12 protein-coding genes are annotated in these 17,502 nt (G+C 62.4%); 8 read left to right on the top strand and 4 right to left on the bottom strand.

The features are described 5' to 3' along the window. Window positions 1-68: 68 nt before the first annotated feature. The 7 genes from thiC to parC all read left to right on the top strand — a co-directional run bounded on the left by thiC (window position 69) and on the right by parC (window position 9,202). Window positions 69-1,952: a phosphomethylpyrimidine synthase ThiC gene (gene thiC / locus CQ007_RS04210; RefSeq protein WP_105643664.1), complete on the top strand. Its 1,884-nt coding sequence runs from the start codon at window positions 69-71 to the stop codon at window positions 1,950-1,952. A 303-nt stretch (window positions 1,953-2,255) separates the two neighbouring features. Then, the gene (locus tag CQ007_RS04205) at window positions 2,256-2,873 is read left to right on the top strand and encodes an NUDIX domain-containing protein (protein WP_105643663.1); all 618 of its coding nucleotides are present in this window, start codon (window positions 2,256-2,258) and stop codon (window positions 2,871-2,873) included. Window positions 2,874-2,875: 2 nt separating this feature from the next. Further along, the gene (locus CQ007_RS04200) at window positions 2,876-3,328 is read left to right on the top strand and encodes a DUF1249 domain-containing protein (protein ID WP_105643817.1); all 453 of its coding nucleotides are present in this window, start codon (window positions 2,876-2,878) and stop codon (window positions 3,326-3,328) included. A 231-nt stretch (window positions 3,329-3,559) separates the two neighbouring features. Beyond that, complete coding sequence (cpdA, locus tag CQ007_RS04195; protein WP_105643662.1) at window positions 3,560-4,375, top strand: 3',5'-cyclic-AMP phosphodiesterase; 816 nt, start codon at window positions 3,560-3,562, stop codon at window positions 4,373-4,375. Between the two features lie 127 nt (window positions 4,376-4,502). Next, window positions 4,503-6,398, top strand: coding sequence for a DNA topoisomerase IV subunit B (gene parE, locus CQ007_RS04190; RefSeq protein WP_105643661.1), 1,896 nt, complete (start codon window positions 4,503-4,505; stop codon window positions 6,396-6,398). Window positions 6,399-6,414: 16 nt separating this feature from the next. Beyond that, window positions 6,415-6,957 (top strand): TIGR02281 family clan AA aspartic protease, encoded by a 543-nt coding sequence (locus CQ007_RS04185; protein WP_105643660.1) that lies wholly within the window; start codon window positions 6,415-6,417, stop codon window positions 6,955-6,957. Beyond that, the gene (gene parC / locus CQ007_RS04180) at window positions 6,950-9,202 is read left to right on the top strand and encodes a DNA topoisomerase IV subunit A (RefSeq protein WP_105643659.1); all 2,253 of its coding nucleotides are present in this window, start codon (window positions 6,950-6,952) and stop codon (window positions 9,200-9,202) included. The genes CQ007_RS04185 and parC overlap by 8 nt, the downstream gene beginning before the upstream one ends. Window positions 9,203-9,285: 83 nt before the next feature. On the opposite strand, the gene CQ007_RS04175 is transcribed toward parC, so the two are convergent. Further along, window positions 9,286-10,833 (bottom strand): hypothetical protein, encoded by a 1,548-nt coding sequence (locus CQ007_RS04175; protein ID WP_105643658.1) that lies wholly within the window; start codon window positions 10,831-10,833, stop codon window positions 9,286-9,288. Window positions 10,834-10,994: 161 nt separating this feature from the next. Here CQ007_RS04175 and serB point away from each other — a divergent pair, with 161 nt between their 5' ends. Beyond that, a complete protein-coding gene (gene serB, locus CQ007_RS04170; protein ID WP_105643657.1) occupies window positions 10,995-12,206 on the top strand; it encodes a phosphoserine phosphatase SerB in 1,212 nt (403 codons plus the stop codon). Between the two features lie 130 nt (window positions 12,207-12,336). Here serB and CQ007_RS04165 read toward each other — a convergent pair whose 3' ends face one another. The 3 genes from CQ007_RS04165 to epmB form a co-directional block, all read right to left on the bottom strand. Continuing rightward, window positions 12,337-14,403, bottom strand: a complete 2,067-nt coding sequence (locus CQ007_RS04165) for an EAL domain-containing protein (RefSeq protein ID WP_105643656.1) — start codon at window positions 14,401-14,403, stop codon at window positions 12,337-12,339. Between the two features lie 53 nt (window positions 14,404-14,456). Beyond that, window positions 14,457-16,235, bottom strand: coding sequence for a molecular chaperone (locus CQ007_RS04160; RefSeq protein ID WP_105643655.1), 1,779 nt, complete (start codon window positions 16,233-16,235; stop codon window positions 14,457-14,459). Window positions 16,236-16,354: 119 nt separating this feature from the next. Next, a complete protein-coding gene (epmB, locus tag CQ007_RS04155) occupies window positions 16,355-17,395 on the bottom strand; it encodes an EF-P beta-lysylation protein EpmB (protein WP_105643654.1) in 1,041 nt (346 codons plus the stop codon). Window positions 17,396-17,502 lie beyond the last annotated feature (107 nt).

Raw genomic sequence — 17,502 nt, 5'->3', positions numbered from 1 at the left:
CCCCGTTCCCGGGGTGCTGGCCCGTGCCGCTTCGGTTCCCTGTAATTGTCATACAGTGGAGCATAATAATGACCAGTCGCTTGCCTGATACCGCCATTGCCCGTTCCGGTGCCGATGGTGCCGCCACCCAGCCCATGCCCAATTCGCGCAAGATATACGTGACCGGATCGCGGGCCGATATTCGCGTGCCCATGCGCGAGATCAGCCTGGCCGATACCCGTACCGACCAGGGTGTGGAAAGGAATCCACCGGTATTGGTGTATGACACCTCCGGCCCCTATACCGACCCGGAAGTGAATATCGACCTGCGTGCAGGGCTGCCGGATGTGCGCAGCGTGTGGATCGAGGAGCGGGCTGATACCGAGGTATTGCCGGGCCTCAGCTCCGAGTTCGGCAATGCCCGTCTGTCCGATTCATCACTTGATCACATGCGCTTTGCCCACCTGCGTACTCCGCGCCGGGCCAAGGCCGGGCACAACGTGACGCAGATGCACTACGCTCGCAAAGGCATCATCACGCCGGAAATGGAGTTCGTGGCGATTCGCGAGAACATGAAACTGCAGGAGGCGCGTGCCGCCGGTCTGCTCGCCGAGCAGCATCCGGGTCACAGCTTCGGCGCCAGTATCCCCAAGGAAATCACCGCCGAGTTCGTGCGCGAGGAAATCGCCCGGGGCCGGGCGATCATTCCGGCCAACATCAACCACACCGAGCTGGAGCCGATGATCATCGGCCGCAACTTCCTGGTGAAGATCAACGGCAATATCGGCAATTCGGCGCTGGGATCGAGTATCGAGGAAGAGGTCGAGAAGATGACCTGGGGTATTCGCTGGGGATCGGATACGGTGATGGACCTGTCCACCGGCAAGAATATCCATGAGACCCGCGAGTGGATCATCCGCAACTCGCCGGTGCCGATCGGCACCGTACCCATCTACCAGGCGCTGGAGAAGGTCGACGGCATCGCCGAGAACCTGACCTGGGAGATCTTCCGCGATACGCTGATCGAGCAGGCCGAGCAGGGCGTGGATTACTTCACCATTCATGCCGGGGTACTGCTGCGCTATGTACCGATGACCGCCAAGCGGGTCACCGGCATCGTGTCCCGTGGTGGCTCGATCATGGCCAAGTGGTGTCTGGCGCATCACCAGGAAAACTTCCTCTATACCCATTTCGAGGACATCTGCCAGATCATGAAGGCCTACGACGTGTCCTTCTCCCTGGGCGATGGCCTGCGCCCGGGTTCGATTGCCGACGCCAACGACGAGGCCCAGTTCGGTGAGCTGGAAACCCTCGGCGAGCTGACCAAGATTGCCTGGAAACACGATGTACAGGTGATGATCGAAGGGCCCGGCCATGTGCCGATGCAACTGATCAAGGAGAACATGGACAAGCAGCTGGAATGCTGTGATGAGGCGCCGTTCTATACCCTGGGGCCGCTGACCACCGATATCGCGCCGGGTTATGACCATATCACCTCGGGCATCGGCGCGGCGATGATTGGCTGGTTCGGCTGCGCCATGCTCTGCTATGTCACACCCAAGGAGCACCTGGGCCTGCCCAACCGCGATGACGTGAAGACCGGCATCATCACCTACAAGATCGCTGCCCACGCGGCGGATCTGGCCAAGGGGCATCCGGGCGCGCAGATTCGCGACAATGCCTTGTCCAAGGCGCGCTTCGAGTTCCGCTGGGAGGACCAGTTCAACCTTGGCCTGGACCCGGACACTGCCCGCGCCTTCCATGACGAGACGCTGCCCAAGGAGTCGGCCAAGGTGGCCCATTTCTGTTCCATGTGCGGGCCGAAGTTCTGCTCGATGAAAATCACCCAGGAGGTGCGTGAATACGCCGCGGCCCAGCGTATCGAGGCAGTCGACGTGGCGGTGGAGGAGGGCATGAAGGCCAAGTCCTCGGAGTTCCGCCAGACCGGTTCGCAGCTGTACCAGAAGGTGTAGGGCAGACGTCCATGCTCCCGCGGAGGGAGACGGGGGTGTCGAGAGTTCCAGCCTGCTCGCCTAGGCGTCGAGTCGAGCAGGGGGCGCCAGCACGGGTTGTCGAGCGCCGGCTCGACGACAGCGCCGCTGCAAGCTCACCCGGCGTAGCGCAGGCGCGCTACACCCCGTCCCTTCGCGATGGTGCACGCTCGGCAGCAGCATGACCATTCGCCGTTGAAATGGGTCAGTCCTTGCCTCGGCCCGCTCTGATATGCGAGTTTAAAAGCTCGACCATTGGGTTTGTCTTTTTTCAGGGGCGTTTACTTGACCGATTTCAATCAGCAGGATGTCGAGATCCTGCGCCGTGAACCGGGCTTTCGTGGCTTTTACCGGCTGGATGTACTGACCCTGCGTCACCGCCTGTTCGCCGGTGGCTGGGGGCCGGAGTTACGTCGGGAGCTGTTCGTGCGTCCGGACGCGGTATGCGTGCTGCCCTACGATCCCTGGCAGGATGCGCTGGTGCTGGTCGAGCAGATGCGCGTCGGGGCGCTGGACAAGCGTGCCAGCCCGTGGATGCTGGAACTGGTCGCCGGCCTGTTCGACGCCGACGAAAGTGCCGAACAGGTAGCCCATCGCGAAGCGCAGGAGGAGGCGGGTCTCCAATTGTTGCAACTGACCCCCATCACCCGCTATTTTCCCTCGCCGGGCGGCAGCAACGAGCAGGTCCACCTGTATTGCGCCACGGTGGATAGCCGTGGCGTGGGCGGCGTGCATGGTTTGGCCGAGGAAGGCGAGGATATCCGCGTCAGCGTCCTGTCGCGCAGCGAGGCCTTGCAGGCTCTGGAGCAGGGGCGCATCGACAATGCCGCGAGCATCATCGCCTTGCAATGGCTTGAGCTGCATGGGCAGAGGCTGCGCGAGCAGGCGGGCCCACGACCATGACCATGCTGGTGGCTGGTAAGCCCCGTTACCGGGTGGATCTGTCTTCGCTGCAGGCGGTGTGCGAGACCAATTTCTTCCGTTTGCGTCAATTGATGCCGGACATGGCCATGCAGGATGAGCGACACATCCTGCTTGACGCCGACGAGCAGCCACAGCGGCTGGTGATGCGGGTGATCGAGCGTTGCCGCTACACCACCACGCTGCAGTTGCGCCATGAGCGACAGCATGACTGGCTCGCGCCACCGAGCATGGAGGTGCGTCTGTATCATGACGCACGCATGGCCGAGGTGGTGGCCGCCTACAACCGCCGACGTTTTCGTGGGGTCTATCCCTACCCCAATGAGCAGATGTTGCAACCGGACGAGAAGTACCAGCTCAACCTGTTCCTCGGTGAATGGCTGGGGTACTGTCAACGCTATGGTCAGAGCGCGCAGCCGGTGCTGATCGACCGCTGAGCCCAGGCGACCCCGTGTCTGCTGGCTGCGGCCGTGCCCGTGGATTGCTTCATCCTGTGGACGCGCAATGACGTAGCCCCGGGGTGTAGCGCTCCTGCGCTACGCCAGTGGCCTGCGCGTTGTGGGGCTGATGTGTTTCGCTGGTAAATCTGTTCGCAAGTGTGAGCCAGTCACTGGATTGTCGCTGCGTCTGTTGCGATCATGTCGGGTACATTTTCAGGAGCGGGCCAGATGCCACCATCCGACGCCATTAATTCCGCTGACTCCATCTGCGTAGTACAGCTGACGGACAGCCATCTCTTTGCCGATCCGCAGCAGCGCCTGCTGGGGCTCGATACCCTGGCTTCGCTGAACGCCGTGATCGACCAGGTGCTCGACGAATGTCCGCAGATCGATCTGGTGCTGGCCACCGGTGATATCACCCAGGACGGCTCGGCCGCGGCCTATGAACGCTTCATCGATGCCGTGGCACGCATTCCGCAGCCATGTCACTGGATTCCCGGCAACCATGACGATGCCGTGCTGATGGCCGAGTTGGGGGAGGAGCGCGGGCTCAATCGTGACTGGGTCGATATCGGCCAGTGGCGTATCGTGCTGCTGGATTCGAGTGTGTCGGGCAGCGTCGCCGGGTATCTGGACCAGCAGCAACTGGCGCGCCTGGACCAGGCGTTGAGCAGCGCCGGTCAGCGCCATGTGCTGGTCTGCCTGCACCATCATCCGGTGCCGATCGGCAGTGACTGGATGGAGCCGATCGGACTGGGCAATGCCGACCAGCTGCTGGCCCGGCTGGATGCCGAGCCGCAAGTGCGTGGGGTGCTCTGGGGGCATATCCACCAGCAGCTCGAACAGCGGCGCGGCACCATGCGCCTGCTGGCGTCGCCCTCGACCTGCGTGCAATTCGCCGTGGCCAGTAGTGATTTTGCCACCGACAACCAGCCACCGGGTTATCGCTGGCTGCGCCTGTATGATGATGGCCGGATTGACACCGCCGTCTCGCGTCTGCCGCCGGGCAGTTTCCTGCCACAGGCCGGTGCATCCGGCTATTAGATGAACTACAGCGAGGGGCCTCTTCCATCGCTGGCAGCATGCGGTGGGGGAGGATAGGATGCTATGCTGACCCACCACGATGGCAGGTCGTGTCCGCTCTGATTGATCAAGGAAAACCAGACACTCTATGTCCCAATCGTCCTATAACGCCGATGATATTGAAGTACTCAGCGGTCTGGACCCGGTGCGTCGCCGCCCGGGCATGTACACCGACACCACTCGCCCCAACCACCTTGCCCAGGAAGTCATAGACAACAGCGTTGACGAGGCGCTGGCCGGGCATGCCCGCGCCATCACCGTGATCCTGCATCAGGACAATGCTCTGGAAGTCATCGATGACGGGCGCGGTATGCCGGTGGACATCCACCCCGAGGAAGGGGTCTCCGGGGTCGAGCTGATCCTCACCCGGCTGCACGCCGGCGGCAAGTTCTCCGGCAAGAACTACCAGTTTTCCGGTGGCTTGCACGGGGTGGGCATCTCCGTGGTCAATGCGTTGTCGCTGCGGCTGGAGGTGCGGGTGCGGCGTGACGGTCAGGAATATGCCATCGCCTTCGAGAATGGCGACAAGGTCAGCGAGCTGGAAGTGGTGGGGACCGTGGGCAAGCGCAATACCGGTACCACGGTGAAGTTCTGGCCCAACGGCAGCTATTTCGATACACCGAAATTCAATATCAATCGCCTGTTGCACCTGCTCAAGGCCAAGGCGGTCCTGTGCCCCGGCCTGCGTGTCGATTTCGATGATCGCCAATCCGGCGAGAAGACCAGCTGGTATTACGAAGATGGCCTGCGTGACTATCTGGTGGACGCCTGCGCGCAATGGCCAACCCTGCCGGAGGCGCCTTTCACCGGTGCGCTGGCCTCCAGCAAGGAGGCAGTGGACTGGGCACTGTTCTGGCAGCCGGAGGGCGGTGAGCTGGTGCAGGAAAGCTACGTCAACCTGATTCCGACTGCCCAGGGCGGCACCCACGTCAATGGCCTGCGCTCCGGGCTGCTGGAGGCCATCCGCGAATTCTGTGAGTTTCGCAATCTGCTGCCGCGCGGCGTCAAGCTGGCGCCGGAAGATGTCTGGGAGCGGGTCAGCTATGTGCTGTCGGTGAAGATGGCCGAGCCGCAGTTTTCCGGGCAGACCAAGGAGCGTCTGTCCTCGCGGGAGTCCGCCTCCTTTGTTTCCGGGGTGGTCAAGGATGCCTTCAGTCTGTGGCTGAACCAGCATGCCGACATCGGCCAGCAGATTGCCGAGATGGCCATCGACCACGCCAGCCGCCGCCTGAAGGCGAGCAAGAAGATCGAACGCAAGCGCATCACCCAGGGCCCGGCATTGCCCGGCAAGCTGGCTGACTGCGCTGGCCAGGACAGCCGCCGTTCCGAGCTGTTCCTGGTGGAAGGAGACTCGGCCGGTGGCAGTGCCAAGCAGGCGCGGGACAAGGAGTTCCAGGCGATCATGCCGCTGCGCGGCAAGATCCTCAATACCTGGGAAGTCGACTCCGGGCAGGTGCTGGCGTCCCAGGAAGTACACAACATCGCCATCGCCATCGGCGTGGACCCCGGCTCGCCGGACCTGTCCCAGCTGCGCTACGGCAAGGTCTGCATTCTGGCCGATGCTGACTCCGACGGCCTGCATATCGCGACCCTGCTGTGCGCGCTGTTCGTACGGCATTTCCGCACATTGGTGGAAGCCGGCCACGTGTTCGTCGCCATGCCGCCGCTGTATCGCATCGATATCGGCAAGGAGGTGTTCTATGCGCTGGATGACGCGGAGAAGACCGGCATCCTCGACCGCATCGAAGCCGAGGGCAAGCGCGGCAAGATACAGGTCACCCGCTTCAAGGGGCTGGGCGAGATGAACCCGCTGCAACTGCGTGAGACCACCATGGCTCCGGATACCCGCCGTCTGGTGCAACTGACCGTGGATGACATGGCCGGCACCGAAGCGCTGATGGACATGCTGTTGGCGAAGAAACGGGCCGGGGATCGCAAACAGTGGCTGGAAAGCAAGGGCAACCTCGCCGAGGTGCTGGCCTGATGCTGGGCCGCCAGCCATGACCCAGGCCGCTCCGCCTGACCGGCGGCTTGGCACTGTGATGCTGGTGCTGGCCTGGATTGCCGGGCTGGCGCTGGCTGCGCAATGGTTCTCCGGGTTGGAGGAGCGCCGGCGCAACCCCAACCAGGCGCCCATATCGCTGCATGTGGGGGAGACGGTGGAGGTGCATCTGGAGCGCAACCGCCATGGTCACTACCTGGCGGCTGGTCAGATCAATGGCCAACCGGTGACCTTTCTGCTGGATACCGGTGCCACCTTCGTTGCGGTTCCCGCTACGCTGGCCGAGCGCCTGCAGCTATCGCGGGGTCGACCGATCATGGTCAATACCGCCAACGGCCTGACCGAGAGCTGGAGCACCCGTATCGACACCCTGCAGTTGGGCGAGATTCGGTTGCACGATGTCAGCGCCGGCATAGTGCCGGGGATCGTCGGCGAGGATGTTCTATTGGGTATGAGCGCCCTGCGGCAGCTGGATTTCAGCCAGCAGGGCGGTGAATTGATTTTGCGCCAAAACGTCAATGTAGAGAGCAAGTATGAGTGACAGTCTGGATCTGAGCCTGGAAGGCGTTGAGCGCCGTTCACTGTCGTCGTTTACCGAAGAAGCCTATCTGAACTACTCCATGTACGTGATCATGGATCGCGCGTTGCCGCATATCGGCGACGGGCTCAAGCCGGTGCAGCGGCGCATCGTCTACGCCATGAGCGAGCTGGGCCTGTCGGCCCTGTCCAAGCACAAGAAATCGGCCCGTACCGTGGGCGATGTGCTGGGCAAATACCACCCGCATGGTGATTCGGCCTGCTACGAGGCCATGGTGCTGATGGCACAGCCGTTTTCCTACCGCTATCCGCTGGTGGACGGGCAGGGCAACTGGGGCGCCCCGGATGATCCCAAGTCATTCGCTGCGATGCGTTATACCGAGGCCCGCCTGGCCCGCTACAGCGAGGTGCTGCTGACCGAGCTGGGGCAGGGCACGGTGGATTGGCAGCCGAACTTCGACGGCACCCTGGATGAACCCATGGTACTGCCGGCGCGCCTGCCCAACCTGCTGCTCAATGGCACCACCGGCATCGCCGTGGGCATGGCCACCGACATTCCGCCGCACAACCTGCGCGAGGTGGCTGCGGCCTGCATACGCCTGCTGGATGATCCCGGTGCCGGGCTGGATGAGCTGATGGAGCACATCCAGGGGCCTGACTTCCCCACCGAGGCGGAAATCATCACCCCGCGCCGTGACCTGCTCAACCTGTATGCCACTGGCCGCGGTTCGATCCGTTGCCGGGCGATCTGGACCCGCGAGGACGGCGATATCGTCATCACCGCGCTACCGCACCAGGTGTCCGGCGCACGGGTAATGGAGCAGATCGCTGCGCAGATGCAGGCCAAGAAACTGCCGCTGGTGGCCGACCTGCGTGACGAGTCCGATCATGAGAACCCGACGCGCATGGTGATAGTGCCGCGTTCCAACCGGGTGGACGCCGAAGAGCTGATGCAGCACCTGTTCGCCACCACCGACCTGGAGAACAGCTACCGGGTCAACATGAACGTGATCGGCACCGATGGCCGTCCGGCGGTGAAGGACCTGCGCAGCCTGATTGGCGAGTGGCTGGGCTTTCGCATCACCACGGTACGGCGCCGTCTGCAGTTCCGCCTGGACAAGGTGCTGGCCAGGCTGCATCTGCTGGATGGCCTGCTGATCGCCTTCCTCAATCTGGATGAGGTGATCGAGATCATCCGCAACGAGGATCAGCCCAAGGCCGAGTTGATGGCCCGCTTTGACCTGAGTGAGTTGCAGGCCGACTACATCCTCGATACGCGTCTGCGTCAGCTGGCGCGGCTTGAGGAAATGAAGATTCGGGGTGAGCAGGACGCGCTGGCCAAGGAACGCGATCAATTGCAGAAGGTGCTCGGCAGCGAGAAGCTGTTGCGCAAGACGGTGCGTGGCGAACTGGTTGCCGACGCCGAAACCTATGGCGACGAGCGTCGCTCGCCCCTGGTCGAGCGCGAGGAAGCCCGCGCCCTGTCGGAAACCGAGCTGGTGCCCTCCGAGCCGGTCACCGTGGTGCTGTCCGAGCGCGGCTGGGCGCGTTGCGCCAAGGGTCATGATGTGGATGGCAAGGGGATGTCCTACCGCGCCGGTGACAGTTTCCTGGCCCAGGCCAGCGGACGCTCCAACCAGCAGGCGGTATTCCTCGACTCGACCGGGCGCAGCTATTCCCTGGCAGCGCACAGCCTGCCCTCGGCCAGGGGGCAGGGTGAGCCGCTTACCGGGCGCCTCAGCCCGCCGCCCGGCGCCGAGTTCGTCGGCCTGTTGCTGCCGGAAGATCAGCAGCTGTACCTGCTGGCCTCGGATGCCGGCTATGGCTTCGTGGTGCAGGGTGCCGACCTGCAGGCCAAGAACAAGAACGGCAAGGCGCTGCTGAGCCTGCCCGATGGCAGCAAGGTCATCGCACCGGTACCGGTCAATCAGCGTGAGAGTGACTCGGTGGTGGCCCTCTCCAACGAAGGTCGTTTGCTGATATTCCCGCTGAAGGACCTGCCGCAACTGTCAAAAGGCAAGGGCAACAAGATTCTTTCGGTACCTGGCGCACGGGTGAAAAGCCGCGAGGAGTTCGTGTTGGCGCTGGCCTTGCTGCCGGAAGGCGCGAATCTGGTACTGACCGCCGGCAAGCGTACCCTGACCCTCAAGCCGGCGGACCTGGAACATTATCGTGGCGAGCGTGGGCGGCGCGGCAACAAGCTGCCGCGGGGCTTCCAGAAGGTGGATGCGGTGCAGGTGGAGAGGTAAGACCTGTTGGTCCGCGGACGAGCTGGCGCTCGTCCCTTCCGGGGTTGGCGAGCGTCTGCTCGCCGACAGCCATTGCGCCGAGATCAGTCCCTGCCCAAGGTCTTCAACTGCTGTTCCAACTGACTCTGATAGGGCTCACGCAGGCGTTCGACGCAGTAGATGCCCGGCGGGCTTGCCAGTCGGCGCAGCATGGCCTTGTCGCTCAGCAGGCCGCTGGCGGCCAGTTCGGCATCCAGTAACAGCAGGTTACGGCTGTGTTGCATGCTTTCGAGCATCTGCGCGCAGTCGGTTGAGGCTTCTTTCAGTTCATCCGCGGGTATGTCCTGGCACGGGGTATGGCACAGGGCGATCTGTACGTGCAGGGCGATGCCGGTATCGGCGATCTGAATCTGCAGTTCATGCCCCAGCACCCGCATCAGTTCGCCACAACACAGGGCGTTACCCAACTGGTCGGCATTGTCCGGATGGAAGAAGATCAGGCTGGTGCCATCCATCAGTGTATGCAATTGCCCGCCACAGGCGTGGCTGGCCTGTTCCAGCTGTTCGCGATAGCGTTCGAGCAGGCCGAGCAGGCGCGGGCGCGGCAGGCGATGCAGGGTATTCTGGTCACCCAGACGTATCGCCAGTACCGTGCTGGGCGGAACTTGTGGCGCAGGCGTGGCCTCCAGTTCGGGCAATTGACTGCTGATTGCGGCTGCGGTGTCTGCCGTAGCGCTGACGCTCTGTTCTACCGCGACGGACTCGCCTGATGACTCTTCATCAATGGGGTTCGCATCACCAGGCGCTGCTGGGGCTGGTTCCATATCATCGTCGAGCTGTGCGTCCATCTTTGCCTGCGGTGTCCCGGGCAACTCTGTCTGGAGGCCTTCGAGGGGCTCGATGTCGAGCTCCAGTTCGGGTTCTGGCTCCGGCTCCGGCTCTGGTTCCGGCAAAGGGGGCAGGTCGGTTATACGGCGTTCGGCCAGACGCCTGGCCAGGTCACCCAGCTCGTCACCACGGCGAATTCCCGGGGTCGGCATATCGGAATCGCCATACCAGTTGCCGAGGCCGGCCAGGACCTGGCGCATGCCGACGCCGAGCCGCCAGGCGATCAGGCCGGTGATGATGAGCAGCAATACCAGGCTCCACATCAGGCCTTGCAACAGGTTGGCCACCGGCGTGGTGAACGGTTCGCGGGCCAGGCTCAGATGCAACTGGCCGATCAATTCGTCCTGAAAATGCACGGCGGCGACGAAACGTCCCTTGCCCGGTGCCAGGCTGCCTGCGGAGGGACGTCTGCCGGCCTCGGCAACGACCCGGTCATTTGCGGCGGTCAAGCTGCTGTGCGCGATTATCGGATTCTGCACCCATTGGGCGAGAATGATATTCAGGCTCAGGGTGTCATTGGCGGCGAGCGGGTCGGCGACCAGAGAAGCTATCTGTCGGGCCAGCTCACTGCCGGTCTTATCGGCCTGCTGGGCGATATCGCGCTGCAGCTGAAACTGGCCGAACCAGAGCACCAGTACGAACATCAGCAGCAGGGGAGCCAGCGCCAGCAGCATCAGCAGGCTGGGCAAGGTCAGGCGTTTTTTGCGCAGCGAGGCATGGCCGCGCAGAAACAGATTGTCAGGTGAATTCGGTGTGTGATTCAAAATATGACTCGATCGATGAATGAAAGGCAGGACCGGCAGCCTGAAACGCCGTAGGAATTGAAGTATAGCCATTAGCAGTGAGGGGAAAAAGGTTGCACCAGTGATGAATTGGGCATTTGCGGGTAGAATGGCCGATTCCATTTTCTGACTGGAGCGGCCCCTTGAAGGAAATCGTCCTGATCAACATTACCGGTCCCGATCGCCCCGGCCTGACGGCGGCCATCACCGGCATTCTGGCGCGGGCGAGCGTCAGAATTCTGGATATCGGACAGGCTGTTATCCATGACACGCTATCGTTTGGCATCCTGGTTGAAATGACCGGTGAAGACGGTCTCTCTGACGTGCTCAAGGATGTTTTGTTCCGCGGTTATGAACTGGACCAGCAGGTACGCTTCACACCAGTGAGCGCCGAGGAGTACAGCCGCTGGGTCACCGGACAGGGCAAGCCCCGGCATATCGTGACCCTGCTGGCCCGCCGGGTTACCGCCGAGCATATTGCTCGGGTCAGTGAAATCACCGCCCGTTACGGCCTCAATATCGACCATATCGACCGCCTGTCCGAGCGTATTCCCGACGGCATGCCGGCAGATCAGGGCAAGGGCTGCATCGAGTTCTCGGTGCGTGGCGAACCGGCAGATCCTGCGGCGTTGCGTACCGAATTCCTGGCGATCTCCCAGGAGCTGAACGTGGATATCGCCTTCCAGCAGGACAGCATCTTCCGCCGTAATCGCCGTCTGGTGGTGTTCGACATGGATTCCACGCTGATCGATGCCGAGGTGATCGACGAGCTGGCCAAGGCTGCCGGCGTCGGTGCCCAGGTGGCGGAGATCACCGAGCGGGCGATGCGCGGCGAACTGGACTTCAAGGCCAGCTTCCGTGAGCGCATGGCGCTGCTCAAGGGGCTGCCGGAAAGCGTGCTAGAGGAGATCGGCCAGTCCCTGCGCCTGACCGAGGGCGCCGAAACCCTGATCGCCCAGTTGCGTCGCCTGGGTTACAAGACCGCCATCCTGTCCGGCGGCTTCAGCTATTTCGCCGAGGGGCTGCAGAAACGCCTGGGTATCGATTACGTCTATGCCAACGCGCTGCCGACCCGGGATGGGCTGGTGACCGGCGAGGTGCTGGAGCCGATTGTCGATGGTCAGCGCAAGGCTGATCTGCTGCGCGAACTGGCCCAGCGCGAAGGTATCAGCCTGGAGCAGACCATCGCTGTGGGTGACGGAGCCAACGACCTGCCGATGCTGTCCATCGCCGGGCTGGGGGTGGCTTTCCGGGCCAAGCCGCTGGTCAAGCAGTCAGCCAAGCAGGCGATTTCCACCCTGGGGCTGGATGGCATCCTGTACCTGCTGGGGTTCCGTGATCGGGAAGGGTTCTGACGCGGCCTGTCATCCAACACCGGGTTGTCGAGCGCCTGCTCGACGACATATCCCTCTGACCGCTGGGAGCAGGCGTAGCGCCCGAACGCGGACCGGGGTGCTACACCCCCAGGGGGGCGCTGGGGCTTTCCTACTCGCTGGAGAAGTTGTAGCTCATGCTGTCGCTGGGCGGCTGCAGGTAATTGCCCTGGATATAGTTGACCCCGGCCTGCCATAGCGTCGGCATCATGATTGCGCTGTTGACGCAGGAAACGATGGTCAGTTTGCCCTGGTTGTGCAGGGTGGCGACCATTTCCTTGAGCTGTTCGACGGTGTCGGCATCGGACAGGTCGCGGCTGAAGGATTCGTCGATCTTCACATAGTCGACCGGCAGATGCTTGAGGATGGTGTAGGGGTTCAGCGCGCCACCGAAATGGCTCAGCGAAATCCTCGAATGGATGCTGTGCAGCGACTCGGCCAGCACCTTGGCATGTTTCAGATAGTTGTTGGCATCGGCATCGTTGAACTGGAAGATCAGCGCATCGGCTGGCAGCCTGGATTCCTTCAGCAGGGTGGAGATCCACTTGACGATTTCCGGGTCCTGCAGACTGGCGCTGCTCAGGTTGAGGATCAGCCGCGTGTCGGCACCCTTGGAACGGTGCTGGGCGAGCAGGTTGACGGCCCGGCCGATCAGCCAGCGATCGATATCCATGGCCAGCCCCGACTCCAGGGCGGCGGACTGGAATTCGACCAGCGGTACTTCCTCACCCTGGTTGTTGAGCAGCCGCAGGAAGGCTTCGTAATGCTCCGAGTTGTCACCGCGCAGGCTGATGACCGGCTGGAACTGCAGGTTGAAGGCATTGGTTTCCAGGGTATGGCGGATCAGCGCGATGATGTTGCCGCGGTTGGCCATGTGCTCCAGTTCTTCGAGCGGATTGAACACCTTGATGGCATTGCCGCCGGCCTGACTGACCTGCTCGGCGAGGCGGTGCGCTCGCTCGATGGCCTGAGTCGGTTCGGGGTTGGTTTCGCTGATGCTGGAGACGCCGATGCTGACGGTGATCTGGACGGTGCGACCATTGGCCTCGAACAGATTGCTCTCGATCTGTTTCAGCAGCGCTGGCAACTGCGCGGCGACTGTCTCTGGCTCCTTGCCTTCGATCAATGCACTGCAGGCATCATCACTGAAACGGGCCAGCAGGGTATTTTCCGGGACGGCGCGCCGCAGAATCTGCGCCAGGTCAGCCAGCACCAGATCGGAGCCACCGATGCCGATGTCCGCCTGCAGGGCGCTGAAAGTGTCGATGCTGATGTACACCAGGGTGCTGGGCTGGCTGTTGCGTACCGCCTGTTCGCTGATGCCTTCCAGCTGTTCCTGGAACCAGGAGCGGTTATACAACCCGGTCACCAGGTCGTGGCTGGCCATGGCCTTGAGCTTCTCTTCGAATTCGGCACTGGCGGTTTCGGCGCGGATCACTACCTGGGTGCAGGGCTCACCGTCGTAATTGGCCGGTGAGAAGCTGAGCATGATCGGGAATTCCTTGCCGTCACTGTCCATCGCGGTGCAGCGCATTTCGCTTTGCTCACTGCGGCTGGCGTAGTGACGCAGAAAATCCTTGAAGTTGTTCTGGTCCTTGGCGGCGATCAGGCCGACCATCGGCTCGGCGGCGAGGTCATCCGCATCGTCGTAGCCGAACAGGCGGATATAGGAGCGGTTGGCATAGATATGCATGCCATCGAGCACGTAGGCAATGGCATCGACGGAACTGTCCAGCAGGAGTTGGCAGCGCTTTTCCGTTTCACGCAGGGACTGCTCGGCGATGCGGCGCTGGCGGCGTGCGGCCAGGTTGGTCAGTTCGCGCTTGACCACCATGGTCAGCAGGGCGTCGGCAGTGCCGGGTACGCAGTCCTGCATGCCACTGCGCAGGGCGTCGCTGCGGGTGTCGAGATTATCCTGCTCGCTCAGCAGGATGAAGGGCACGTCATGCGACTGGCTGATGATCAGACAGGCTTCCTGAGCGCTCATGAAGCTGGTCTCGGGGCAGGCCAGGCACAGGTCCCAGGTCTGCTGGAGTGATTCCTGCAGGTCTTCCAGTGAACTGACGCGGTGCGCGCGGGTGGCATGCCCGGCGTTGCGTAAGATGCTGACCAGACGCTCCGCGTTATTCTGCGAATCGTCCAGAATCAGTAGTCTGATGGCGTGTGCATCGATGGCCATGTTGTCCCATTTGTCTCAAGCAGTCCCATCCTTGCGGATCCAGACAATTGAATCTACAGAGACTTCCATAACGAGTCAAAGTCATCCTCCGAGCCAATGGTGAAACTTGTGCTATCGGTCTCGGTTTGGCCGGTGCTGTTGTCCGGTTGATTCAGAATATGGTGTTCGAACTGGCTGAAGCTGCCGGTGGCGGTGATGCCCTCGACCAGTTGGGCGCGCAGCTCCTGACCACCGAGCAGCAGCATCACCTTGCTGCTCACCTGAAATGGCAGGCGCGGGGTGATCAGTGTCGAAGGGCGATCGATCGCCGTCACTTCGGGCACCAGCAGGGCGCGCAGATAGCGGCTGGGGTGCTCGGTCTTGCGCAACAATTTGATTGCGCAGGGGGTGAAGTGCGGGGCGATCAGCTCGATACCCATCTGGGTGCCACCGCCGCGCACCTGGCGAATCCAGCGTACCACCGCCAGGCTCCAGCCCTGATCGGCTTCTTCCTGCACGCCCAGCAGTTCGCCGGCCTGCAACTGCCTGGGTACTTCCCGCGGCCAGGTCAGGCAGAAGCCGCCGGGGCTGTGGTTGATGATGCGCAGGCTGTGTACCGGGTAGCTCTCGGCGTTCTCTTCGTCGCTGGGCTCACTGTCGGTGGTGTAGTTGATCTTTTCCACATCCGGTGTCCAATCCACCGATTGGTCACCATCGAATGCAGTGCTCCAGCCCTCCTGGCGGGTACGACGGCTGGCGTCGGAAAACGGGTTGCTGTCCTCGGCATTGATGAAGCGCGAAAAGCTGGTGCCGGCAACCTGGAAGTGGGTGGCACTCATGCCGATGGTGATACGCAGCTCGCCGCGGCCCGGCATGCGATTGAAGGTGCGTTCGGCCAGGTCGCCCCAGGACTGGCTGATATGTTGCAGCAGCTCCATGCCCAGGCCCTCGGGCACCTGCAGGCGTTTGCGGGCCGGTTCGCTGTCCAGCAGGTATTGCTTGATGGTATCGACCAGTGCGCGGGTATCCAGTCCGAGACTGCCGGTCAGGTCCTCATCCAGCACCAGTGAGCGATAGCGCGGTGGGCAATCCATGGCCGGGTTGATGATGAACAGCGCATCGGGGGAGTCCGGTTCGACCAGGGCGGCCAGGTCGCTCCAGTTTTCGAGCACGCCGAACAGCCGTGCCATGACGCTCTGGCGCATCTGGTTGGGGCGCGCGGTGCCCAGCAGCAACACGGCCAGGTAGGCCTGCTCGATGCTCAGTACCTTGCCGCCGGTGCTTTCCTTGTCCTCGACCGGAACCTGATGCAGCCTGCGTCCGCGCGCCAGCAGATACAGCTGGTGTATTTCCAGCCAGACGCCGTCGGCGACCGGACAATACAGCTGATAGGCACGCAGCAATGGCCCGCACAGCGCGCGTATCGCCCGCTGGATGGCCAGGGTGGTGATCTCGGCGCGGTCGCGGTTCTTCATGCTGGCGTCCTGCGTAACCACGATCTTGTAGCCGGTGGCCAGGTGGTTCTGCAGTGACTGGGACAGGTTGGCGACCTTGCGCGGGCGCTCTTCCAGGACGATGGACTGGCCCAGGTAATAGCGTGACAGGGCAGTGCAGACGTAGTGCACCTGCGGCCGGATCAGCTCGAGCATGGCCAGGCGCTTGTCCGGGGTGATCCGCAGCTGGTTGAGCTCGATCAGGCCTTTGTACAGTTGGCGGGCGGTTTCGCCGATATTGGCCTTGGGCAGGTTGGCGATCCAGTGGGCGATGCCTTTCTCATTGCTTTCGGCAAAGCTCAGCGATTCGAGCGTTTGCGGGGGCACGCGCAGATTCAGTGTATGCGTGGCGTTATCCATAACATTTTTCTTCCGTTGCAGCCCCTTGAGGCCAAATCGAGAACGAATCAAGCTGGAGTCCAATACATGCGTTACGCCAAGGATGAGTGTTTGATCACACTGTAGCAGTTGGTCGGGGCCTAGGCTAAGTGGTCAGCCGCCCTGATCAACTCGGGAGGCAGTGGTGTTTTGCTGGTTTCCCCTGCGATTTCCCGCACCAGACGTGGGACCAGGAAACCCGGCAGTCTGGCGAGCATCTCACCGGCCAGTCCTCTGGCCGTCGTGTCGTCTACATGAAAATGCTGTGCACCTTTTACATGATCCAGTACGTGCAGATAGTAAGGCAAAACGCCATGATCTCCTAGGGTTTCGCTGAGTGCCAGCAGCTCCTCGATACGATCATTGACGCCCTTGAGCAGCACTGTCTGGTTCAACAGCAGGATGCCCGCCCGGCGCAGGGTGGCAATGGCCTGGGCAAGCTGGGCATCGATCTCGTTGGCATGGTTGCAGTGCAGCACCATGCTCACTGGCAGGCGGGTGCCGCACAGGGCATCGATCAGGGCGCTGGTCACCCGCTGCGGAATCACCACCGGTAGCCGGGTATGCACGCGCAGCCGGCGTACATGGGCAATGTCGGCGATTTCCCGGGTCAGCCAGGCCAGTCGCTTGTCGTTGGCTGCCAGCGGATCGCCGCCGCTGTAGATCACCTCGGCGATACTGGGGTCGTGGCGGATGTAATCCAGCGCCTGTTGCCATTCATCGGTACTCAGGGCGTTATCGCCATAGGGGAAGTGCCGACGGAAGCAGTAACGGCAGTTGATCGCGCAACCACCACTGACGATCAACAGTAGCCGGCCATGGTATTTGTGAATGATCCCGGGGCGGGCGTTGCTGTGCTGCTCACCCAGTGGGTCGAGTATGAAGTCCGGGTGTTCCTGCAACTCCTCGCCCAGTGGCAGCACCTGGCGCAGCAGCGGGTCGTGTGGGTTGCCCGGTTGCATGCGGCTGAGGTAGGGCTCGGGCACGCGCAGGGGGAAATCGGCGCTGGCGGCCAGTGCCGGTGCCAGCAGTGCCGGTTCCAGGTCGAGTCGGCCGAGCAGCTCCCGCGGATCGGTAATACTCTGCGCCAGCAGGCTTTGCCAACTGACAGACTCAACAGGCGCTAAAGATCCATGTATCATTGGGGTTTTTCCGCGCATGGGTGGCAGGGGCATCCGTCGGGCGTTGCATGCAACGCCGGGCTGTGACCATCGGTCGGCGCGTTTTCGGATGTATCCGTTCAAACAGT

The sequence above is a fragment of the Pseudomonas sp. MYb185 genome, from assembly GCF_002979975.1.
In the GTDB taxonomy this organism is placed as follows: domain Bacteria; phylum Pseudomonadota; class Gammaproteobacteria; order Pseudomonadales; family Pseudomonadaceae; genus Halopseudomonas.
This window is presented reverse-complemented; position numbering and strand designations above follow the sequence as displayed.

Coding starts and splice junctions, on each gene's coding strand:
- thiC (WP_105643664.1), top strand. CDS start 69: ATGACCAGTCGCTTGCCTGATACCGCCATTGCCCGTTCCGGTGCCGAT.
- CQ007_RS04200 (WP_105643817.1), top strand. CDS start 2,876: ATGCTGGTGGCTGGTAAGCCCCGTTACCGGGTGGATCTGTCTTCGCTG.
- cpdA (WP_105643662.1), top strand. CDS start 3,560: ATGCCACCATCCGACGCCATTAATTCCGCTGACTCCATCTGCGTAGTA.
- parE (WP_105643661.1), top strand. CDS start 4,503: ATGTCCCAATCGTCCTATAACGCCGATGATATTGAAGTACTCAGCGGT.
- CQ007_RS04185 (WP_105643660.1), top strand. CDS start 6,415: ATGACCCAGGCCGCTCCGCCTGACCGGCGGCTTGGCACTGTGATGCTG.
- parC (WP_105643659.1), top strand. CDS start 6,950: ATGAGTGACAGTCTGGATCTGAGCCTGGAAGGCGTTGAGCGCCGTTCA.
- CQ007_RS04165 (WP_105643656.1), bottom strand. CDS start 14,403: ATGGCCATCGATGCACACGCCATCAGACTACTGATTCTGGACGATTCG.
- CQ007_RS04160 (WP_105643655.1), bottom strand. CDS start 16,235: ATGGATAACGCCACGCATACACTGAATCTGCGCGTGCCCCCGCAAACG.
- epmB (WP_105643654.1), bottom strand. CDS start 17,395: ATGATACATGGATCTTTAGCGCCTGTTGAGTCTGTCAGTTGGCAAAGC.